Annotated in this window: 16 protein-coding genes; 5 read left to right on the forward strand and 11 right to left on the reverse strand. The window is 71.1% G+C overall.

The genetic code is table 11. The features are described from left to right. Nucleotides 1-70 precede the first annotated feature (70 nt). The gene (locus AB0N27_RS16185) at nucleotides 71-625 is read right to left on the reverse strand and encodes a carboxymuconolactone decarboxylase family protein (RefSeq protein ID WP_364369371.1); all 555 of its coding nucleotides are present in this window, start codon (nucleotides 623-625) and stop codon (nucleotides 71-73) included. A 73-nt stretch (nucleotides 626-698) separates the two neighbouring features. On the opposite strand from AB0N27_RS16185, the gene AB0N27_RS16190 reads away from it, so the two are divergent. Together AB0N27_RS16190 and AB0N27_RS16195 are read left to right on the forward strand one after the other, a co-directional pair. Beyond that, nucleotides 699-1,175, forward strand: a complete 477-nt coding sequence (locus AB0N27_RS16190; protein WP_364369377.1) for a MarR family transcriptional regulator — start codon at nucleotides 699-701, stop codon at nucleotides 1,173-1,175. A 67-nt stretch (nucleotides 1,176-1,242) separates the two neighbouring features. Further along, nucleotides 1,243-1,485 (forward strand): hypothetical protein, encoded by a 243-nt coding sequence (locus AB0N27_RS16195; protein WP_364369380.1) that lies wholly within the window; start codon nucleotides 1,243-1,245, stop codon nucleotides 1,483-1,485. 25 nt (nucleotides 1,486-1,510) lie between these two features. Here AB0N27_RS16195 and ccsB read toward each other — a convergent pair whose 3' ends face one another. Genes ccsB through hemL form a run of 6 tightly spaced genes read right to left on the reverse strand, consistent with a single transcriptional unit; the run spans nucleotide 1,511 to nucleotide 7,485 of the window. Further along, nucleotides 1,511-2,482, reverse strand: a complete 972-nt coding sequence (gene ccsB / locus AB0N27_RS16200; protein WP_364369383.1) for a c-type cytochrome biogenesis protein CcsB — start codon at nucleotides 2,480-2,482, stop codon at nucleotides 1,511-1,513. Then, nucleotides 2,482-4,107: a cytochrome c biogenesis protein ResB gene (locus AB0N27_RS16205; RefSeq protein ID WP_364369385.1), complete on the reverse strand. Its 1,626-nt coding sequence runs from the start codon at nucleotides 4,105-4,107 to the stop codon at nucleotides 2,482-2,484. Before AB0N27_RS16205 ends, ccsB begins: the two co-directional genes overlap by 1 nt. Further along, a complete protein-coding gene (locus AB0N27_RS16210) occupies nucleotides 4,107-4,925 on the reverse strand; it encodes a cytochrome c biogenesis protein CcdA (protein ID WP_364369388.1) in 819 nt (272 codons plus the stop codon). Before AB0N27_RS16210 ends, AB0N27_RS16205 begins: the two co-directional genes overlap by 1 nt. Next, nucleotides 4,925-5,494 (reverse strand): TlpA disulfide reductase family protein, encoded by a 570-nt coding sequence (locus AB0N27_RS16215; protein ID WP_364369392.1) that lies wholly within the window; start codon nucleotides 5,492-5,494, stop codon nucleotides 4,925-4,927. Before AB0N27_RS16215 ends, AB0N27_RS16210 begins: the two co-directional genes overlap by 1 nt. Beyond that, nucleotides 5,494-6,141 carry a histidine phosphatase family protein gene (locus AB0N27_RS16220; protein ID WP_354815974.1) on the reverse strand — a complete coding sequence of 216 codons (648 nt, stop codon included), beginning with the start codon at nucleotides 6,139-6,141 and terminating at the stop codon, nucleotides 5,494-5,496. Before AB0N27_RS16220 ends, AB0N27_RS16215 begins: the two co-directional genes overlap by 1 nt. Nucleotides 6,142-6,147: 6 nt before the next feature. Further along, nucleotides 6,148-7,485, reverse strand: a complete 1,338-nt coding sequence (hemL, locus tag AB0N27_RS16225; RefSeq protein ID WP_364369395.1) for a glutamate-1-semialdehyde 2,1-aminomutase — start codon at nucleotides 7,483-7,485, stop codon at nucleotides 6,148-6,150. A 154-nt stretch (nucleotides 7,486-7,639) separates the two neighbouring features. Here hemL and AB0N27_RS16230 point away from each other — a divergent pair, with 154 nt between their 5' ends. Continuing rightward, nucleotides 7,640-7,975, forward strand: a complete 336-nt coding sequence (locus tag AB0N27_RS16230) for an STAS domain-containing protein (protein ID WP_007454492.1) — start codon at nucleotides 7,640-7,642, stop codon at nucleotides 7,973-7,975. Between the two features lie 95 nt (nucleotides 7,976-8,070). On the opposite strand, the gene AB0N27_RS16235 is transcribed toward AB0N27_RS16230, so the two are convergent. Together AB0N27_RS16235 and AB0N27_RS16240 are read right to left on the reverse strand one after the other, a co-directional pair. Continuing rightward, nucleotides 8,071-9,744 carry an ABC transporter permease gene (locus tag AB0N27_RS16235; protein ID WP_364369399.1) on the reverse strand — a complete coding sequence of 558 codons (1,674 nt, stop codon included), beginning with the start codon at nucleotides 9,742-9,744 and terminating at the stop codon, nucleotides 8,071-8,073. After that, nucleotides 9,741-10,637 (reverse strand): ABC transporter ATP-binding protein, encoded by an 897-nt coding sequence (locus AB0N27_RS16240; RefSeq protein WP_364369402.1) that lies wholly within the window; start codon nucleotides 10,635-10,637, stop codon nucleotides 9,741-9,743. The genes AB0N27_RS16235 and AB0N27_RS16240 overlap by 4 nt, the downstream gene beginning before the upstream one ends. A gap of 91 nt (nucleotides 10,638-10,728) precedes the next feature. Between AB0N27_RS16240 and AB0N27_RS16245 the strand changes: the two genes are divergently transcribed. Next, a complete protein-coding gene (locus tag AB0N27_RS16245) occupies nucleotides 10,729-11,226 on the forward strand; it encodes a helix-turn-helix domain-containing protein (protein ID WP_364369405.1) in 498 nt (165 codons plus the stop codon). Nucleotides 11,227-11,235: 9 nt separating this feature from the next. Here AB0N27_RS16245 and AB0N27_RS16250 read toward each other — a convergent pair whose 3' ends face one another. Both AB0N27_RS16250 and AB0N27_RS16255 read right to left on the reverse strand, forming a co-directional pair. After that, the gene (locus AB0N27_RS16250) at nucleotides 11,236-11,790 is read right to left on the reverse strand and encodes a response regulator (protein ID WP_364369408.1); all 555 of its coding nucleotides are present in this window, start codon (nucleotides 11,788-11,790) and stop codon (nucleotides 11,236-11,238) included. Then, nucleotides 11,787-16,154, reverse strand: coding sequence for a HAMP domain-containing protein (locus AB0N27_RS16255; RefSeq protein ID WP_364369411.1), 4,368 nt, complete (start codon nucleotides 16,152-16,154; stop codon nucleotides 11,787-11,789). Before AB0N27_RS16255 ends, AB0N27_RS16250 begins: the two co-directional genes overlap by 4 nt. 268 nt (nucleotides 16,155-16,422) lie before the next feature. On the opposite strand from AB0N27_RS16255, the gene AB0N27_RS16260 reads away from it, so the two are divergent. Next, the gene (locus AB0N27_RS16260) at nucleotides 16,423-18,477 is read left to right on the forward strand and encodes a SpoIIE family protein phosphatase (protein WP_364369414.1); all 2,055 of its coding nucleotides are present in this window, start codon (nucleotides 16,423-16,425) and stop codon (nucleotides 18,475-18,477) included. Nucleotides 18,478-18,479: the final 2 nt, after the last annotated feature.

Raw genomic sequence — 18,479 nt, forward strand, 5'->3', positions numbered from 1 at the left:
CCAGTCTCCCGCACCCGGTGCGGCACGGCCCAAGCCGGGTGCTGTGACATACGCCCGGACGCCCCTCCGGTCAGGCCGCTGGTGTCCAGGCGTGGTCGGCCAGGGGCGGGTCGAGCGGCGCGCGGGTGAGCCGGTTCGCGAACGTCGACATGGTGTACGCGCCGACGCCGAGCGCGACGTCAAGCGCCTGCCGCGACAGGTAGCCGGCGGCCAGGAAGTCGTCCAGCTCGTCGTCGGGCACCGCGCCCCGGTGGTGGAGCACGGCGAGCGTGAAGCGGCGCAGCGCCTCCAGCCTCGGCTCGGGCAGAGCGGTGCTGGCGCGCAGCGCGGCGACCAGTTCGGGGGTGGCGCCGAGCGCGGTGAGCTTGCCGGTGTGCAGGGCGACGCAGAAGTGGCATTCGTGGCTGGTGGAGATGGTGAGGATGACGACCTCCCGTTCCAGGGGTGCGAGGGTCGTCTGTTCGAAGCCGGCACTTGCGGCGAGGAAGCCGGCGAGCAGCTGCGGCGACTCGGCCATCAGCGCCACCGGGGTGGGCAGCCAGCCGAAGCGGTTGCGTACCCCCTCGATGGCTCGCCGGGCGGCGGCTGGCGCCGTCTCGGGGGTGTGGGCGGTGAAGACGGGCATGGGTTACCTACTTCCTGCCGGGACCGTAAGATAGTCAATGTGGTTGACCAAATAGTAAATGAGGTTGTCGAACATGGCAACCGCTGACCCACCCCGGCCCGGCTTCCAGCTCCCACTGCTGCTGCTCGCCGGCTTCCGGACGCTGATCGACAACCTGCACGCCGAGCTGGCCCGGGAAGGACATCCCGAGCTGCGGCCGCTGCACGGATTCGTGCTCCAGGCCGTGGGCGCGGACGGCACCACCGCCACCGAACTGGGCCAGCGGCTCGGCATCTCCAAACAGGCAGCCGGCAAGACCATCGACCGGCTGGTCGCCGTCGGCTACCTGGAGCGGGCTGACGATCCCCGCGACGCCCGACGCCGGCTGGTCCGGGTGACCCCGCGCGGCGCCGACGGGCTGCGCCGTTCGGCGGAGATCTTCGACCGGCTGCGCGCGCGGTGGGCCGACACCCTCGGCGCGGAACGGGTCGACGCCATGGAGGACGACCTGCGCACGATGGCCTCGGCCAACTGGTTCCGCCTGGACATGCCCGGCTGGTTCGGCGGCTGAGTCAAGCCCGGCGGACACATCTCACCGGCCCTGGCGTGCCACGCCCGCTCGGGCGCAGACTGATGGCATGTCGGACGCGTACGTCGTCGGCGACCCGGACGGGTTGTCTCCCCTGCTGGTCGCGGTCCGCGACGCCGTCGCCAGGGAGCTGCACTCGCAGCTGGCCATGCGCGGGGAACGGATCGAGCTGGCCGATCTGCCGGAGGTGTCCTACCAGGTCACCGTCCAGGTCGAGCGGACGCTGCGCGACTGGCGATCGGCACGGATCCACACCGCGACGGGATCGAGAAACGTTACAGCTGATCACTAGGATCAGGAGTGCCGGGTCGAGAGGGTCAGTCCAGCCCGCCGTACGAGTGCAGGCCGGTGAAGAAGATGTTCACGCCGAACAGGTTCATCAGCACCGTGAGGAAGCCGACCACCGCGATCCAGGTGGCCACGTTGCGCTTCACGCTTGGCGTGGCGCGGGCGTGCAGGTAGCCGGCGTACACCACCCAGGAGATGAACGCCCAGGTCTCCTTCGGGTCCCAGCCCCACGGCCGCCCCCAGGCCGCCTCGGCCCAGATCGCGCCGGCGATCACCGCGAACGTGAAGATCGGGAACGCGAAGGCGTGCAGCGAGAAGGTCAGCCGCTCCAGGCTGGCCGCGCCGGGCAGCCGCTTGGCGAGGGTGTACGGGAAGCTCCGCTTGCCCTGCTCGTACCCGCTGCGCATCAGGAAGCCGACCGCCGGCACCGCGCCGAACAGGAAGATGCCTGACGCGAAGACGATCGTCGACACGTGGATGACGAACCAGTACGAGTTCAGGGCCGGCACCAGCGGCACGATCGGCACGTACAGCACCAGCTCGGCGGTGGCCACGAGCAGCACCATCACCAGGGTGAGGAACAGGCCGAGCTTGCGCAGCGACGGCCGCTTCCAGAGCACCACCAGCCAGGCCGCGACCCCGATGAACGTCACCGTGAGCACGAACTCGTACATGTTGCCCCACGGCATCCGGTCGGCCGCGAGGCCGCGGGTGACAAGTGCCGCGAGGTGCAGGGCGGCGGCGACGGCCGTGGCGCCCACCCCGATCAGGCCCGCGAGTCGGGCACGCGCCGCCGAGCGGTCGGCGGCGGGCGACGACGGTACGGGCGCGGGCGGCGTCGGGACGACACCACCACCGGCACCGACCAGTTCGCGTACGGGAGCCGCGGCGGCGACCCGGGTACGCGCGTTGCCCAGCGCGTACTCCACGGCGTGGCCGATCATCGCGACCAGATACGCCAGGATCGCGAAGGTCACCAGATTGTCGGAGAGTGCGGACATCACTCGGCTCCTTCTCGCGCGCCGGCCCGCCCGGCCGCTTGTTCGTCACCGCGGACAGCGGCGACGAGCTGTGCGAACTCGTCGGCGAACCCTGGATAGTCGGTGCGCGGCAACCCACCGGCCTCCATCAAGCTACTACCGCTCGTCGGAGATCCTTCCGCCGGGTCGGCGGGCACCACCCGGAAGAAGACCCGGCGGCGCTTGCCGAACAGCGAGCCCATCAGCCCGACCAGCAGGAAACCACAGCTCACCAGCAGCATCGTCGAGCCGGGATCGTGCCGGACGGAGAGCGTGACGTACCGCTCGGTGCCCAGGAACTCGACAGTCGTGCCGTCGTCGAGCGTCCAGCTCTCCCCCTTGCGGAGCAGCTTGGTGCCGACCTCCTTGACCTTGCCGGCGCGTACCTGCCGCTGGTCGAGTTGGTAGACCGAGCCGGGGATGCCGGCGTCCAGACCGAGGTTGCCCCGGTAGGCGACCAGGTTCAGCGCCGGGTTGCGCTCGGTCGGGTACTCCGAGCGCACGAACGGGGCCTGCTGCGGCGCGGTGGGCAGGTAGATGCCTGTGAACGCCATCTGCTGGTCCGGTGCCCGCTTGCCGGTCTGCGGGTCGACGTTGGCGTCCGGGAAGGCGGCAAGACCCTCGCTCGTCAGACCCATGTCGCCGGTGGTCAGGAATGGCGTGGTGCTGGTCTGGCTTCGACCGAACCGGTCGGTGTAGCGGATCACCGGGGCGTACCCGTGGCCGAGCAGGTAGACGCTCGCGTCGTTCAGGCGCAGCGGCGCGTTCACCGAGAAGTCCGCCCGACGGGTCGGCTCGTCGGGGCCGTCGACGGTCACCGTGGCGTTGAAGAACTCCGGCTGACCGCTGTCCAGGAACCGGGCCTGGAAGTCGTCCAGCCGCAGGCAGAAGCGGGGCAGGTCGGCGCTGTCCACCCGGGGGCCGAGCTTCGCCTCGGCGTACTGCTGACGGGTGTTGCAGAACGCGTTGTCCGCGCCCGCCACCAGCAGGCGGTTGCCGCTCCAGCCGTACCACGAGCCGAGCGCGACGCCGATCAGCACCGCGATCAGCGAGGTGTGGAACAGCAGGTTGCCTGTCTCCTTGAGGTAGCCCTTCTCGGCGGAGACCTCGTCGCCGCGTACCTCGACGCGCCAGCGCCGCTTGCGCAGCACCTCGGCGACGGCCGCCGCGCCGCCGGCCGGGGCGGGCAGCACGGTGTGCTGCGGCAGCCGTGCCAGCCGCTTCGGCGCGACCGGCGGCCGGGAGCGCAGAGCCCGGACGTGATCGCGCAGCCGGGGCGTGATGCAGCCGATCAGCGAGGTGAACAGCAGCAGGTAGATGGCGGAGAACCAGACCGAGCCGAAGACCTCGAACGCGCCGATCCGGTCCAGTCGGGGCGCCCAGTCGGGGTGGTCGACGAAGTACTGGTTGACCTTCTCCGGGCTGATCCCGCGCTGCGGCAGCACCGAGCCGGGAATGGCGGCGACCGCGAGCAGGAAGAGCAGGATCAGCGCCGTACGCATGCTGGTGAGCTGCCGCCACGAGTTGCGCAGCAGGGCCAGCAGCCGGTTGGGCCGGCGCCGGGGTGCCGGTGCCTCGGCCTCCGGCCGGTCGTCGACGACAGTCATCAGATGCTCACCTCGCCCACCCCTACGGTGGTCTGCAACCAGATCACGAAGCTCTGCCACCCGCCGGTGACAAGCGCCAGGCCGATCAGGATGAGCAGGGCGCCGCCGACCCGGGTGACCCAGCGGCTGTTGCGCCGGATGGCGCGGAAGACCCCGAGCAGGCGCTGGAAGCCCAGCCCGAACACGACGAACGGTAGCCCCAGCCCGAGGCAGTACGCCACGGCGAGCACCACGGCACGGTCGCTCTGGCCGCTGGTGGCCGCCATCCCCATCACGGCGCCGAGCGTCGGGCCGGTGCAGGGCACCCAACTGAGCGCGAAGACAGCGCCGAAGACCGGTGCGCCCAGCAGCCCGGCCGACGGCAGCCGGGAGATCCGGAACTCCCGCTGCAGCGCCGGGATCATCCCGAGGTAGCCCAGCCCGAGCACGATGATCAGCGCGCCGACGACGATCTCCAGCTGCCGCTCGTACTCGAAGAAGACCCGGCCGATGCCGGCGAACAGGATCGCGGTGGCGACGAAGACGACTGTGAAGCCGGCGATGAAGAGCAGCGTCCCGGCGAGCACCCGGCCCTTCACGGCCACCACGGCGGACCGTTCCCGGACCGCGACGCCCCCGGCGCCGTCGGGCGCCGGGTCCGCCTGAGGCCGGCGGCCTTCGAGGTCCGCGCCGGCCAGACCCGTGACGTACGACAGGTAGCCGGGGACCAGCGGGAGCACGCATGGGGACAGGAAGCTGACCAGGCCGGCGAGTGCCGCCGCGCCGATGGCGAGCAGGAGCGGCCCGCTCAGCGCCAACTCCCGGAAGGTCTCGCCCATCAGTTCGAGGTCGGCTTCTCGGCGGCGATCCGCTCGACGATCGGTTGCAGACCCTCCTGCTTGACCGCTGCCCGGATCACGGCGGCGGTCCGACCGTCCCGGTCGAGCACCACGGTCGCCGGGACGGTGTTCGGTGGGATGTCCAGGTCGAGCGCCAACCGGCTGGACGGGTCGAAGAGGCTCGGATAGGTGACCCGGCCCTCCTCGAACGCCTTGGCCTTGTCCCGCGAGTCCTGGACGTTGATGCCGAGGAACGTCACCCCGGAGGCCTTCGTGGCCTGGTAGGTGGCCTCCAGGTCGTCGGCCTCGGCTCGGCACGGCGCGCACCAGGAGCCCCAGAAGTTGACCACCACGACCTGCCCACGGGCCTGGTCGACGTCGTACGTGCCGCCGGTGAGCAGCTCACCGGCGAGCTTCGGAGGGGCCGAGCGCTGGTCCGGCGCGCACTCGAAGATCCCATCGGTGGTGGTCGTGCAGGTCTTCTCCTGCCCTTTGGACGACGTGCAGCCGACAAGCGCCACCGCGGCGACTGTGGCGAGCAGACCGGCGGTCCACCTCCGGGCGTTCATCAGGCCCCCTTGGCCGTCCGGGCTGTCGCGGAGAGAGCGATCAGGTGGGCGGCGGGCTCGCTGTAGCCGATGCCCACCACCTTCGCGCCGTCGAAGTGGAACGACGTGAGACTGGCCAGCCCGCACTGCCGCTTGCGCGGGTCGTGCCAGAGCCGCTTGCGTTCGACGTACCGGCGCAGCGTCCAGATGGGGAGTTGGTGCGACACCAGCACGGCCTCGCGCCCCTCGGCGGCGACCCGGGCGGCGTGCACGGCAGCGAACATCCGCTCGGCGATCACCCGGTACGCCTCACCCCAGGACGGCGTCACCGGGTCACGCAGCACCCACCAGTTGCGCGGGTCGCGGAACGACCCGTCACCCGGGGACACCTTCTTGCCCTCGAACCAGTTGGCGCTCTCGATCAGCCGCTCGTCCACCCCGACCGGCAGCCCGAACTGGGCGGCGATCGGCTCGGCGGTCTGCTGGGCGCGTTCCAGAGGGCTGGCCACCACGTGCACGATCTCCCGCTCGGCGAGACCCTCCGCGGCGGCCTTGGCCATCTGCACACCCAGCTCGGACAGGCGGAAACCGGGCAGCCGGCCGTAGAGGATCTGGTCGGGGTTGTGCACCTCGCCGTGCCGGAGCACGTGGACCGTCGTCTTGCTCACCGTTTGCTACCCCCCGTGACCAGCCGCTGCCGCCGCGTTTGCCGCCGTCGGCAGCGCGGCGGCGATGTGCTCCAGTGCGGCGTCGTCGATCGCCGCCGACACGAACCACGACTCGAACGCGCTCGGCGGCAGGTAGACGCCGGCGGCGAGCATCGCGTGGAAGAACGCCTTGAACGCCGGCACCTGCTGGGTGCGGGCGCTGTCGTAGTCCACGACGTCGGCGTCGGTGAAGAAGATCGAGAACATGCTGCCCGCGTACGACAGCCGGTGCGGGACCCCGGCGGCGGCAAGCGCGTCGGACGCGAGCTTGCCCACGACGGCGGCCGTCTCGTCGAGGCGTCGGTAGAGCGCGTCGTCGGCGAGCCGCAGCGTGGCCAGGCCGGCGGCGCAGGCCAGCGGGTTACCGGAGAGCGTGCCGGCCTGGTAGACCGGGCCGGCCGGCGCGAGCCGCGACATGATCTCCGCGCGCCCGCCGAACGCGGCGGCGGGCAGGCCACCCCCCATGACCTTGCCGTACGTCCACAGGTCGGCGTCGGAGGCGTCGAGGCCGTGCCACCCGGCGCGGGAGACCCGGAACCCGGTCATCACCTCGTCCACCACGAGCAGCGCGCCGTGGGCGTGCGCGATCCGGGCGAGCTGCTGGTTGAAGCCGTCGCGGGGGGCCACCACGCCCATGTTGCCGGCGGCCGCCTCGGTGATCACCGCGGCGATGTGCTGGCCCTCGGCGGCGAAGGCCTCCTCGACGGCCCGGATGTCGTTGTACGGCAGGACGATCGTCTCGCTGGCCGCCGCGCCCGTCACGCCCGGCGAGTCGGGCAGGCCGAGGGTGGCCACGCCGGACCCGGCGGAGGCGAGCAGCGCGTCGACGTGGCCGTGGTAGCAGCCCGCGAACTTGACGATCTTGGAGCGGCCGGTGAAGCCGCGAGCCAGCCGGATCGCCGACATGGTCGCCTCGGTGCCGGAGTTGACCAGGCGTACCTGCTCCATCGGCGTCCGGTCCACCAGCTCGGCGGCCAGCTCCACCTCACCGGGGGTGGGGGTGCCGAAGCTGGTGCCCCGGGCGGCGGCGGCCTGCACGGCGTCCACCACCTCCGGGTGGGCGTGCCCGAGGATCAGCGGACCCCACGAGCAGACCAGGTCGACGTAGCGGCGGTCGTCGGCGTCGTACAGCCACGCGCCCTCGCCGCGGACCATGAAACGTGGGGCGCCGCCGACCGCCTGGAAGGCACGCACGGGGGAGTTCACCCCGCCCGGCACGATGGCGCGGGCGCGGTCGAACAGGGCCTCGGAGGCCGGCGCGTCGGCCGGGTAACGGCCAGATCCGGCGGAAACGATGTCGGTCACGATGCCGCCATTGTGTCAGCGCCGAACGGCCAACCAGCAGCCACCCCGGGCCGGGGTTACCGGGCTCACCCGCCATCGGCGCTCGTCGGAGCCCGTCGGGCGCGGCTCGCGGCCTCGACAGGCCGGGTCGCCTGGATCGCGCTAGGCTGACCGGGTGGATCGTGCCGAACTGTCCATCACGCTACACCGGACGGGCGACGAAGCAGTGCTGCGCCTGGCCGGTGAGATCGACATGCTCACGGCCGCCCAGCTCTCCACAGTCGTCAACGAGGTGCTGGCCGACCCGCCGCCGCGCATCGTGCTCGACCTCGGTGGCGTCACGTTCTGCGACTCGCAGGGCCTGGGCACACTTGTCGTCCTCAGCCGCAAGGCCAGCCACGCGCAGAGCCTGCTGATGCTCACCCACGTGGGCGACTTCCTGATCCGCGTCCTGGACATCACCGGCCTGCGCAGCGCCCTGATGATCCGCAACGACCAACCCACCGGCTGACCAACCCGCACGCCTGCCGGTCAAACGCCGTTGATCATGAGGTTGACGGGCGATCAGGTGCCCGCAACACCCGCCAGCCTCATGATCGGCACGGGTCAGAGGGTGGGGATGTCGCGGGATCGGAACGTGCGCAGGGCCAGGGCCAGGAGCGCCGCCGCGATCACCGTCAGCGCCGCCAGCGGCGTCGCCGTCCAGGTGTCACCCAGGACCTGCGGGGTGTGCGTGAACGGGGAGACGTCAAGCGCCCACTGACTCAGCTTGAGCACCGCGCCCAACTGACCGAGCAGCAGGCAACCCGCGAGCACCGCCCACGCCGCACCGGAGAACCGGGGCAGCCAGCCCACCAGCAGCGCCGCCAACCCGGACAGCACCCAGACCGCAGGCACCTGGGCCAGCCCGGCACCGAGCATCCGGGGCAGCTCACGGCCGACGTCACCCACACTGAGGCCGTACGCCAGCCCGGTGGCGAGCCCCGCCACGGCCAGCACCAGCGCCGGGCCGAGCAGCGCGAAGAGCAGGTGCGCCGCCAACCAGCGGGTCCGGCTCACCCCGGTGGCGAGCAGCGGCTCGGCCCGCCCGGCGGTCTCCTCGGCCCGCGCCCGCAGCGCGGCCTGGATGCCGTACCCGGCGGCGGCCAGCGCGGTCAGGCTCAACGTCCCACCGAGGTACGCCTCGGCGAGCGCCGACGTGCCGCCGAGGCGGGCCAGGATCTCGGCGACCTGCTGGTTGCCCTGCACCGCGTCGCCTGCCGCGTCAGCCGCGCCGCCCAGCACGAGGCCGAGCAGCCCGAAGCCGACGGTCCACCCGAGCAACTGACCCCGGTGCAGTCGCCAGGCCAGGCCGAACGGGCCGGTGAGCCCACGGCCGGCGCTCGCCGGGCCGAGCCGGGGCGGGAACACTCCGGCGCCGAGGTCACGACGCACCGAGACGGGGTACGCGACGAGCGCGACAGCCACGCTGAACAGCACCGGAAGCAGCAGCACCCACCACCGCTCGTCGGCGAAGGCCCGACCCCGGGCCGCCCAGCCCAGCGGTGAGAGCCAGCTCAGCCACTCGGCGCTCCCGCCGGTGCCACCCGACCCGCCGGCGTCGCCGCCCAGCCGCAGCAGGAACGCCAACCCGAGCACACCCAGGCCGATCCCGCGCGCACCCCCGGCGCTCTCGGTGAGCTGCGCGGCCAACCCGCCGACGCTGGCGAAGGCGATGCCGGTGAGCGCCACCCCCGCGCCGAAGAGCAGCGAACCGGCGCCAGGCTGGCCAGCGGCGGCCAGACCCGCGGCGGTGAGCAGACCGAGAAGCACATTCGCCGCGTACGTCACCAGCAGCGCGGCGGTCAGCCCGGCGTACCGGCCCAGCACCGTCGCGCCGAGCAACTCCCGGCGACCGGCCTCCTCCTCGGTACGGGTGTGCCGCACCACGGTGAGCACGCTGACCAGGGCGACGACCAGGGCGAGCAGGCCGGCCCGCTGGACGGTGAGCGCGCCGACGCTGTCGCCGTACACCGGGCCGAGCAGTGCGACGATCGACGGGTTGCTCGCCGTGCCGGCCAGGTACGCGGCCCGCTCGGCGGCGGTCGGGTACAGCTCGGCGTACGTGCTGGCGTAGCTGGCCGGCAGCACCGCCAGCAGCAGGATCCAGATCGGCAGCAGCACCCGGTCCCGGCGCAGGATGAGCCGCACCAGGTGCCGGGTGCCGGTAAGCGCGGTCGCTGATCTGCGTTTCGTTCGCGACTGCGGGGCTCGCAGGCCCGGCTCACTCGTCGCGTTCACGACCGCACCTGCTCGGCCTGGTAGTGCCGCAGGAACAGCTCCTCCAACGTCGGCGGTTGGCTGACCAGGCTCCGTACGCCGATCTCGGTGAGCCGGCGCAGCGCGGCGTCCAGCGCGGCGTTCTCGACGTCGAAGCGCACGCGGCTCCCGTCCACCCGCAGGTCGTGTACGCCGGTGAGCTGGCCCAGTCCGTCCACCGGTCCGGTCAGCTCGGCCTCGATCGAGGTGCGTCGCAGGTGACGCAGCTCGGTCAGGGTGCCGGTCTCCACGTCCCGTCCGTTGCGGATGATCGTCACCCTGTCGCAGAGCGCCTCCACCTCGGCCAGGATGTGGCTGGACAGCAGCACGGTGCGGCCGTCGGCCTTCGCCCGGCGGACCCAGTGCTGGAAGACCTCCTCCATGAGGGGGTCCAGGCCGGAGGTGGGCTCGTCCAGGATGAGCAGTTCGGCGTCGGAGGCGAGGGCCGCCACCAGGCCGACCTTCTGCCTGTTGCCCTTGGAGTAGGCCCGGCCCTTCTTACGGGGGTCCAGCTCGAAGGTGTCGAGCAGTTCGGCCCGGCGGGCCGGGTCGAGGCCGCCGCGCATCCGGCCGAGCAGGTCGATGACCTCGCCGCCGGAGAGGTTGGGCCAGAGCGTGACGTCGCCCGGCACGTACGCCAGCCGGCGGTGCAGGGCCACCGCGTCGCGCCACGGGTCGCCACCGAGGAGGCGGAGGGTCCCGGCGTCGGTCCGCAGCAGGCCGAGCAGTGCCCGGATGGCAGTCGACTTGCCAGCGCCGTTGGGGCCGAGGAAGCCGTGCACCTCGCCGGCGCGGACGGTCAGGTTCAGACCGTCGAGCGCCCGGGTCCGGCCGAAGGTCTTGACCAGGCCGGACACCGAAATGGGAGTTTCCATGTATCGGAAGCTACACTCGTTTCACAAAGTTGTGAAGACTGTGAGACCTCGGCACCATCGAGGGCTACACCACACGCGGAAGGGGACCACCATGGCAGCCGGCGACAGCCACGACCCGGTGCACCTCTTCGTCGAGCGGATGGCGTTGACCTTCGCCGAGGTCGGCTTCCCGCGGATGGCCGCCCGGGTGCTGTTCACGGTGATGAGCGCCGACGATCCGCTGACCGCCGCCGAGATCGGCGAGCGGCTCGGGGTGAGCGCGGCCGCCGTCAGCGGGGCTGTGCGCTACCTCACCCAGTTCGGCATGCTGATCCGCGAGCCGGTCCCCCGCTCCCGCCGGGACCGCTACCGGATGCCTGAGAACCCCTGGTACGAGGCCACCATCACCAAGACCGGGCTCTACAAGACCTTCATCGACGTGGCCGACGGCGGAGTGGCAGCCCTCAACGGCCCCGACACGCCAGCCGGCGAACGGGTGGCCGAGATGCGCGACTTCTTCCTCTTCGTCCAGGAAGAGATCGACTCGCTGGGTGAACGCTGGCGAATCCGTCGGGCCGCCACCGGCCACGCCCGACCGGGCGAGGCCTGACCGGCCCGGTCAGTCGGTGTTGCCCCAGCGGGCCTGCTCCAGCAGACGCACGGCCCGGTCACGGGCCTGGACGTCGTCCGAACGCAGCAGCGTCGTCGCCTCGTCGACCGCGTCGGTGAGCCGCCGCCACTGCGTGTCGCGCTCCCGGACCAGGTCCGACTGGGCCGCCAACTGCCGGGTCTTCACCCACAACTCGACGAAGACCGACACCTTGGCCCGCAGCACCCACGGGTCGAACGGCTTGGTGAGGTAGTCCACAGCGCCCACCTGGTAGCCCCGGAGCGCGAGCTGGGCGTCCCGGTCGGCGGCGGTGAGGAAGATGATCGGCACGTGCCGGGTCCGCTCCCGACGCTTGATGTGACTGGCCGTCTCGAAGCCGTCCATGTCCGGCATCTGCGCGTCCAGCAGGATCACCGCGAAGTCGTCCACAAGCAACTGCTTGAGGGCCGCCTCGCCGCTCTCCACCGCCACCGACTGGACCGGCAGGCCCTGGAGGATCGCCTCCAGGGCCATCAGATTCTCCCGCCGGTCGTCCACGAGCAGCGCCTTGGCCATCTGGGTCACGAGGTCTCCTCAGTCCGGCTGCCGCTGATCCAGGACGACATCAACTCGATCAGATCGTCCAGGTCGACCGGCTTGGTGATGTAGTCGCTGCCACCGGCCGCGAGCGCCGACTCGCGGTCACCAGGCATCGCCTTCGCGGTCAGGAACACCACAGGCAGGTCCGCGAACCGGTGGTTGCGGCGGATCTGGCGGGTCGTCTCGTACCCGTCCTGGTCCGGCATCATGGCGTCCATCAGCACGATGTCCACCTCCGGATGCTCGGCCAGCAGGCGGACGCCGTCCGCCCCGTTGTCCGAGTACAGCACGGTCATTCCGTGCAGCTCCAATGCGCTGGTCAGGGCGAAGACGTTCCGCACGTCGTCGTCCACGATCAGCACCGTGGCGCCGTCCAACTGCCGGGTGACCGGCGCCTCCGGCCGCTCCGCCAACAGCTCCAGCGGCGGCATCAGCAGCGACGACGGCAGACCGGCGCGCTGCGGCGACGGCGGCGCGGGCGCGACCACCGCGTCCGGAGCCAGCACCTGGGGTACGAACAGCGTGAACGTCGAACCCTGACCGGGCGCCGACGACACGGTGATGGTGCCACCGATCAGCCGGGCCAGATCGCGGCTGATCGACAGTCCGAGGCCGGTGCCACCGTAGCGACGGCTCGTGGTGCCGTCCGCCTGCTGGAACGCCTCGAAGATGATCGACAGCTTGTCGTCGGAGATCCCGATCCCGGTGTCGATCACCGTGAACGCGATCACCTGCTGGGCGTTCGTCAGCGCCGGCACGTCGAATACCGCGTTCTCGGCCGCCGGGGCGATCCGCAGCGTCACCGCGCCGTTGTCGGTGAACTTCACCGCGTTGGACAGCAGGTTGCGCAGGATCTGCTGCAACCGCTGCGCGTCGGTGACCAGCGCGGGCGGCAGATCCTTGCTCACGCGTACCTGGAAGTCGAGGTTCTTCTCCTCGGCCTGCGGCGCGAACGCCTGCTCGACGTACCCGCGGATCTCCGCGAAGCGGATCTCGGTCGGCTCGACGTCCATCCGGCCCGCCTCGATCTTGGACAGGTCCAGGATGTCGTCGATGAGCCGCAGCAGGTCCGAGCCGGAGCCGTGGATGGTCCGGGCGAACTCGATCTGCTTCGGGGTCAGGTTCTGCTCCGAGTTCTCCGCAAGCAGACGCGCCAACAGCAGCAAGGAGTTCAGAGGCGTACGCAGCTCGTGGCTCATGTTCGCCAGGAACTCCGACTTGTACGCCGACGCCCGGGTGAGCTGCTGCGCCTTCTCCTCCAGGCCGAGCCGGGCCAGCTCGATCTCCCGGTTCTTCGTCTCGATGTTGCCCTTCTGCTCGGACAGCAGAGTGGCCTTCTCCTCCAGTTCGGCGTTCGTGCGCTGCAACTCGGCCGACTGCTCCTGCAACTCGTGGGCGAGCCGCTGCGACTGGGCCAGCAGCTCCTCCGTACGCCTGTTGGCCTGGATGGTGTTTACCGCGATGCCGATGGTCAGCACCAGCCGCTCCAGGAACGACAGGTGCAGTTCGGAGAAGGCGTCCACGCTCGCGAACTCGATCACCCCGAGCAGTTCGCCCTCGAAGAGGACGGGGAGCACCACCAGGTCCGATGGGGGTGTCGCGGCCAGCCCGGAGCGCAGGGTGAGTCGGCTGTCCGGCGAGGCGCTGACCCGGATCGTCCGGCGGGACAGGGCGGTCTGCCCGACCAGCCCCTCACCCGGGCCGAAGGTGACGTCGTGCCCCCGCGCCACGTACCCGTACGACGAGGTCAGCCGCAGCCGCATGCTGCCGTCGGTGTCGTCGGCGAGGAAGAAGGCACCGAGCTGGGCGTCGACGAGCGGGGTCACCTCCGTCATGATCATGCGGCAGACCTCGCCCAGGTCCCGCTGACCCTGCAACAGGCCGCCGATGCGGGCCAAATTGGAGTCCAGCCAGCCCTGCTCGGCGTTCTTCTTGGTCGTCTCCCGAAGGGTGACGATCATCTGGTTGATGTTGTCCTTCAGCTCGGCGACCTCGCCCTGCGCCTTGACCGCGATCCGCTGGGTCAGGTCGCCCCTGGTCACCGACGTGGACACCTGGGCGATGGCCCGCAACTGGGTGGTGAGCGTGGAGGCGAGCTGGTTGACGTTCTCGGTGAGGTCCCGCCAGGTGCCGGAGACGCCCTTGACCTGCGCCTGACCACCGAGCTTGCCCTCGATGCCGACCTCGCGGGCGACCCGGGTCACCTCGTCGGCGAACGACGACAGCTGGTCGACCATCGTGTTGACTGTCGACTTCAGCTCCAGGATCTCGCCCTGCGCGTCCACGGTGATCTTCTGGCTCAGGTCACCCTTCGCCACGGCGGTGGTCACCGAGGCGATGTTGCGGACCTGGCTGGTCAGGTTCGACGCCATCGAGTTCACGTTGTCGGTCAGGTCCCGCCACGTACCGCTGACGCCCTTGACCTGCGCCTGACCACCGAGCTTGCCCTCGGTGCCCACCTCACGGGCCACCCGGGTCACCTCGTCGGCGAACGACGACAACTGGTCAACCATCGTGTTGACAGTCGACTTCAACTCCAGGATCTCGCCCCGGGCGTCCACAGTGATCTTCTGCGACAGGTCACCCTTCGCCACAGCCGTGGAGACCTGGGCGATGTTGCGGACCTGGGCGGTCAGGTTCGACGCCATCGAGTTCACGTTGTCCGTCAGGTCCCGCCAGGTGCCGGCGACCCCGCGTACCTGGGCCTGCCCGCCGAGCTTGCCCTCGGTGCCCACCTCGCGGGCCACCCGGGTCACCTCGTCGGCGAACGACGACAACTGGTCAACCATCGTGTTGACAGTCGACTTCAACTCCAGGATCTCGCCCCGGGCGTCCACCGTGATCTTCTGCGACAGGTCACCCTTCGCCACAGCCGTGGTCACCGAGGCGATGTTGCGGACCTGGCTGGTCAGGTTCGACGCCATCGAGTTCACGTTGTCCGTCAGGTCCCGCCACGTACCGCTGACGCCCTTGACCTGCGCCTGACCGCCCAGGTTGCCCTCGGTGCCCACCTCACGCGCGACCCGGGTCACCTCGTCCGCGAACGACGACAACTGGTCCACCATCGTGTTGACAGTGTTCTTCAGCTCCAGGATCTCGCCCTGCGCGTCCACAGTGATCTTCTGCGACAGGTCGCCCTTGGCCACCGCCGTGGAGACCTGGGAGATGTTGCGGACCTGGCTGGTCAGGTTGCCGGCGAGCTGGTTGACGTTCTCGGTGAGGTCCCGCCAGGTGCCGGAGACGCCCCGCACCTGCGCCTGGCCGCCCAACTTGCCCTCGATGCCCACCTCACGCGCGACCCGGGTCACCTCGTCCGCGAACGACGACAACTGGTCCACCATCGTGTTGACGGTGTCCTTCAGCTCCAGGATCTCGCCCTGCGCCGCCACGGTGATCTTCTGCGACAGATCACCGCGTGCCACAGCCGTGGAGACCTGCGCGATGTTGCGGACCTGGGCGGTCAGGTTCGACGCCATCGAGTTGACGCTGTCGGTCAGGTCCTTCCACGTGCCCGCGACGTTCGGCACCTCGGCCTGGCCGCCCAGCTTGCCCTCGGTGCCCACCTCACGGGCCACCCGGGTCACCTGCTCGGCGAAGAGCCGCAGCGTGTCCGTGAGGTAGTTCATCGTGGCGGCCAACTCCGCCACCTCACCGCGCGCGCCGACCGTGATCTTCTGCGACAGGTCGCCCTTGGCCACCGCCGTCGCCACCTGCGAGATCGACCGCACCTGGCCAGTCAGGTTCGACGCCATGGTGTTCACCGAGTCGGTGAGGTCCTTCCAGGTGCCGGCGACACCCCGGACGTCCGCCTGACCGCCCAGCTTGCCCTCGGTGCCCACCTCACGGGCGACCCGGGTCACCTCGTTCGAGAACGACGACAACTGGTCGACCATCGTGTTGACCGTGCGACCGATGCGCAGGTACTCACCGCGCAGCGGCCGGCCGTCGATCTCCAGCGCCATGTGCTGCGACAGGTCGCCGTCGGCGACCGCCACGATCACCCGGGCGATCTCCGTGGTCGGCCGGCCCAGGTCGTCGATCAGCGAGTTGATCGCCCGCTGCCCCTCCGCCCAGGACCCGTCCAGCCCCTCGTCGTCCAGCCGTTCGGTGAGCCGACCGTCCCGGCCGACGATCCGGCTAATCCGCCGCAGGTCCAGGTACTGCCGCTCCTGGAGCGATACCACCTCGTTGAAGGCGTCCGCCACCTCACCGGCCTTGCCAGCACGGCGGGGAAGCCGGACCTTCAGATCGCCGCGGCCGATCCGTCGCAGCGCCTCGGTCAACTCACCGAGGAGCGCCTCGTGGTCGGAGGCGGACGGATCCGCCACCGACTGCTTCGCCGTGGTCATCATTCCTCGCTCAACTCGGGGGCGCCGGTCCGTGCGGACACACCGGCACCCCATATTGTGCCCGCGCGCGCCGCGGTGCCAGGGTTCGCGACCCGCCGGACCCCCCGGGTACCGCAACCGATCCACCCACGGGCAACCGATCCGGTACGGTGCGTCGCAGACCTCGTCCGGGTGACGAAACGGCGCGCTACAGCCCGGGGAACCACGAACGTCCGCCACGACGGTGATCGGCTTGGCAGCCGGCGCAAGGACGATGGAGGATACGAAGGTGTCAGCCGAGGCGGGGCCCGCGACGGCCGGGGCCCGGAACGGGGCGGTCCGGCATGTCAGACTGCCCGCCGACCGGCGTACCCCCGCCGCCGCCCGCGCGGTCGTCCGCTCGGTGCTGACCGAGGCGCACCTCGACGAACTGGCCAACGAGGCTCTGCTGCTCACCACCGAGCTGACCACCAACGCCGTCGAGCACGCCCGCACCGAGTTGGACATCGACGTCGTCGCCGACGAGGTGGGGCTCACCGTGACCGTCTCCGACTTCGCGGCCGGGCCCGGCGACGAACTGACCGTCGGCACCCGAAACGACGCCACCGAGATCGACGAGGTGTCCGAGCGGGGCCGTGGCCTGCTGCTGGTCGACCACTTCGCCAGCCGGTGGGGCACCACGTACCTGCCCACCGGCAAGGGCGTCTGGTTCCGGCTGGACCGGCCCGACGCCGACCCGCCCGACGCCGCCGGCAACGCGACACCGACAGGCACGGCCGCGGGCAGCGCCGGCCCGAGCGCCAGCGCCATGAGCGAACTCATGCAGACCACCCCCGACATGTACGCGGACGACCCGCTGCCCGACTTCGCCGCCGGCCTGCTCAGCAGGCTCGCCGAGATGGTGGGAGCGGCCGGCGGCGTGATCCGCCTGGACCGGGGCGACGGGCAGGGCCGGCAGGTGCTGGCCCGCATCGGCCGACAGCCGCGCCTCGGCAGCGAACTGCTCCAGGTGCCACTGACCGTGCACCGCCCGTACGGCGGGGAGCTGGAGTTGGACGCCGCGCCGTCCGCGTACGCCCGGCCGCTGGCGGTGCTGACCGCCGAGCGGCTGTCGCTGCACCTGGAGAACGACAGGCTGCGCCGGGCCGACGTCCGCCGGCAGGCGTGGTTGACGTTCCTGGCCGAGGCGAGCGAACTGCTGGCCCAGTCGTTGGATGTCGAACTGACCATGGCGTTGATCCCGCAGCTGGTGGTGCCGCGGCTCGGCCAGTGGTGCGCGGTGCACACCACCGACGAGTGGGGCCGGCTGCGGTTGGCGGCGGCTACCCACGCCGACGAGTCGGTGCTGCCGCAGCTGCACAAGGTGCTGGCGGAGACCGGCCCGGACTCGATCCAGGCGCGGCTGCGCGAGGCGTCGCGCAGTGCGGCGCAGATCCCGCTCGGCGGTCCGATGGAGGGTTTCGCGGTTCCGCTGATCGCGCGCGGGCAGCGGCTCGGCACCCTCGCCGTGGGCCGGCACCAGCGGCACCGGCACGACCCGGACGAGGTGTCCGTCCTGGAGGACGTCGCCCGTCGGGCCGCGCTGGCCATCGAGAACGCCCGCATCCACGCCGAGCGGCGGCGCGTGGCGCAGACCCTCCAGCAGTCCCTGCTGCCCCCGGTGCTGCCGGTGGTCGACGGGATCGGCTTCGCCGCCGAGTACGTCCCGACCGGCGACGACGCGGAGGTCGGCGGCGACTTCTACGACGTGGTGCCGCTGCCCGACGGGCGTTCGCTGGTGGTGATCGGCGACGTCTCGGGCAAGGGCGTACAGGCCGCCGCGGTGACCGGGCTGGTCCGGGACGTGATCCGCGTGCTGGTCGGCGACGGCAAGCCGCTGCCGGAGGTGCTGTCCCGACTCAACGAGACGCTTGTCGAGCGGGGCGGCGGCAGGTACTGCACGTTGGCTCTGGCGGCGATCGGCCCGGGCGGTGGCGACCAGCTGGACGTCGCGCTGCATCTGGCGGGGCACGACCGACCGGTGCTGCTGTCCGGAAAGGGCGGCGCGGGGTTCGTGGGCACCGGCGGCACGGCGCTCGGCCTGCTCGACACGATCACCTCACCGACGGCGGAGATCACCCTCGGCCCGGGCGACTCGCTCATCTTCTACACCGACGGCGTCACCGAGCGGCGACGCGGCCGGGAGCTGTTCGGTACCGACCGGCTGCGGGACGCGGCCGCGCCGCTGGCCGGCTACTCGGCCGACGTGGTGGCCGCCCGACTGCGCGCCGCCGCGATCAACTTCTCGGTCGAGCCGCCCCGCGACGACATCGCCATCCTGGTGCTGCGCAACGACGCCGTCTGACC

Source organism: Micromonospora sp. NPDC093244 (assembly GCF_040683695.1).
In the GTDB taxonomy this organism is placed as follows: domain Bacteria; phylum Actinomycetota; class Actinomycetes; order Mycobacteriales; family Micromonosporaceae; genus Micromonospora.

Bases quoted from the DNA above. Each gene is read 5' to 3' on its own strand.
- AB0N27_RS16185 (WP_364369371.1), bottom strand. From the start codon at position 625: ATGCCCGTCTTCACCGCCCACACCCCCGAGACGGCGCCAGCCGCCGCC.
- AB0N27_RS16190 (WP_364369377.1), top strand. From the start codon at position 699: ATGGCAACCGCTGACCCACCCCGGCCCGGCTTCCAGCTCCCACTGCTG.
- AB0N27_RS16195 (WP_364369380.1), top strand. From the start codon at position 1,243: ATGTCGGACGCGTACGTCGTCGGCGACCCGGACGGGTTGTCTCCCCTG.
- ccsB (WP_364369383.1), bottom strand. From the start codon at position 2,482: ATGTCCGCACTCTCCGACAATCTGGTGACCTTCGCGATCCTGGCGTAT.
- AB0N27_RS16205 (WP_364369385.1), bottom strand. From the start codon at position 4,107: ATGACTGTCGTCGACGACCGGCCGGAGGCCGAGGCACCGGCACCCCGG.
- AB0N27_RS16210 (WP_364369388.1), bottom strand. From the start codon at position 4,925: ATGGGCGAGACCTTCCGGGAGTTGGCGCTGAGCGGGCCGCTCCTGCTC.
- AB0N27_RS16215 (WP_364369392.1), bottom strand. From the start codon at position 5,494: ATGAACGCCCGGAGGTGGACCGCCGGTCTGCTCGCCACAGTCGCCGCG.
- AB0N27_RS16240 (WP_364369402.1), bottom strand. From the start codon at position 10,637: ATGGAAACTCCCATTTCGGTGTCCGGCCTGGTCAAGACCTTCGGCCGG.
- AB0N27_RS16245 (WP_364369405.1), top strand. From the start codon at position 10,729: ATGGCAGCCGGCGACAGCCACGACCCGGTGCACCTCTTCGTCGAGCGG.
- AB0N27_RS16255 (WP_364369411.1), bottom strand. From the start codon at position 16,154: ATGACCACGGCGAAGCAGTCGGTGGCGGATCCGTCCGCCTCCGACCAC.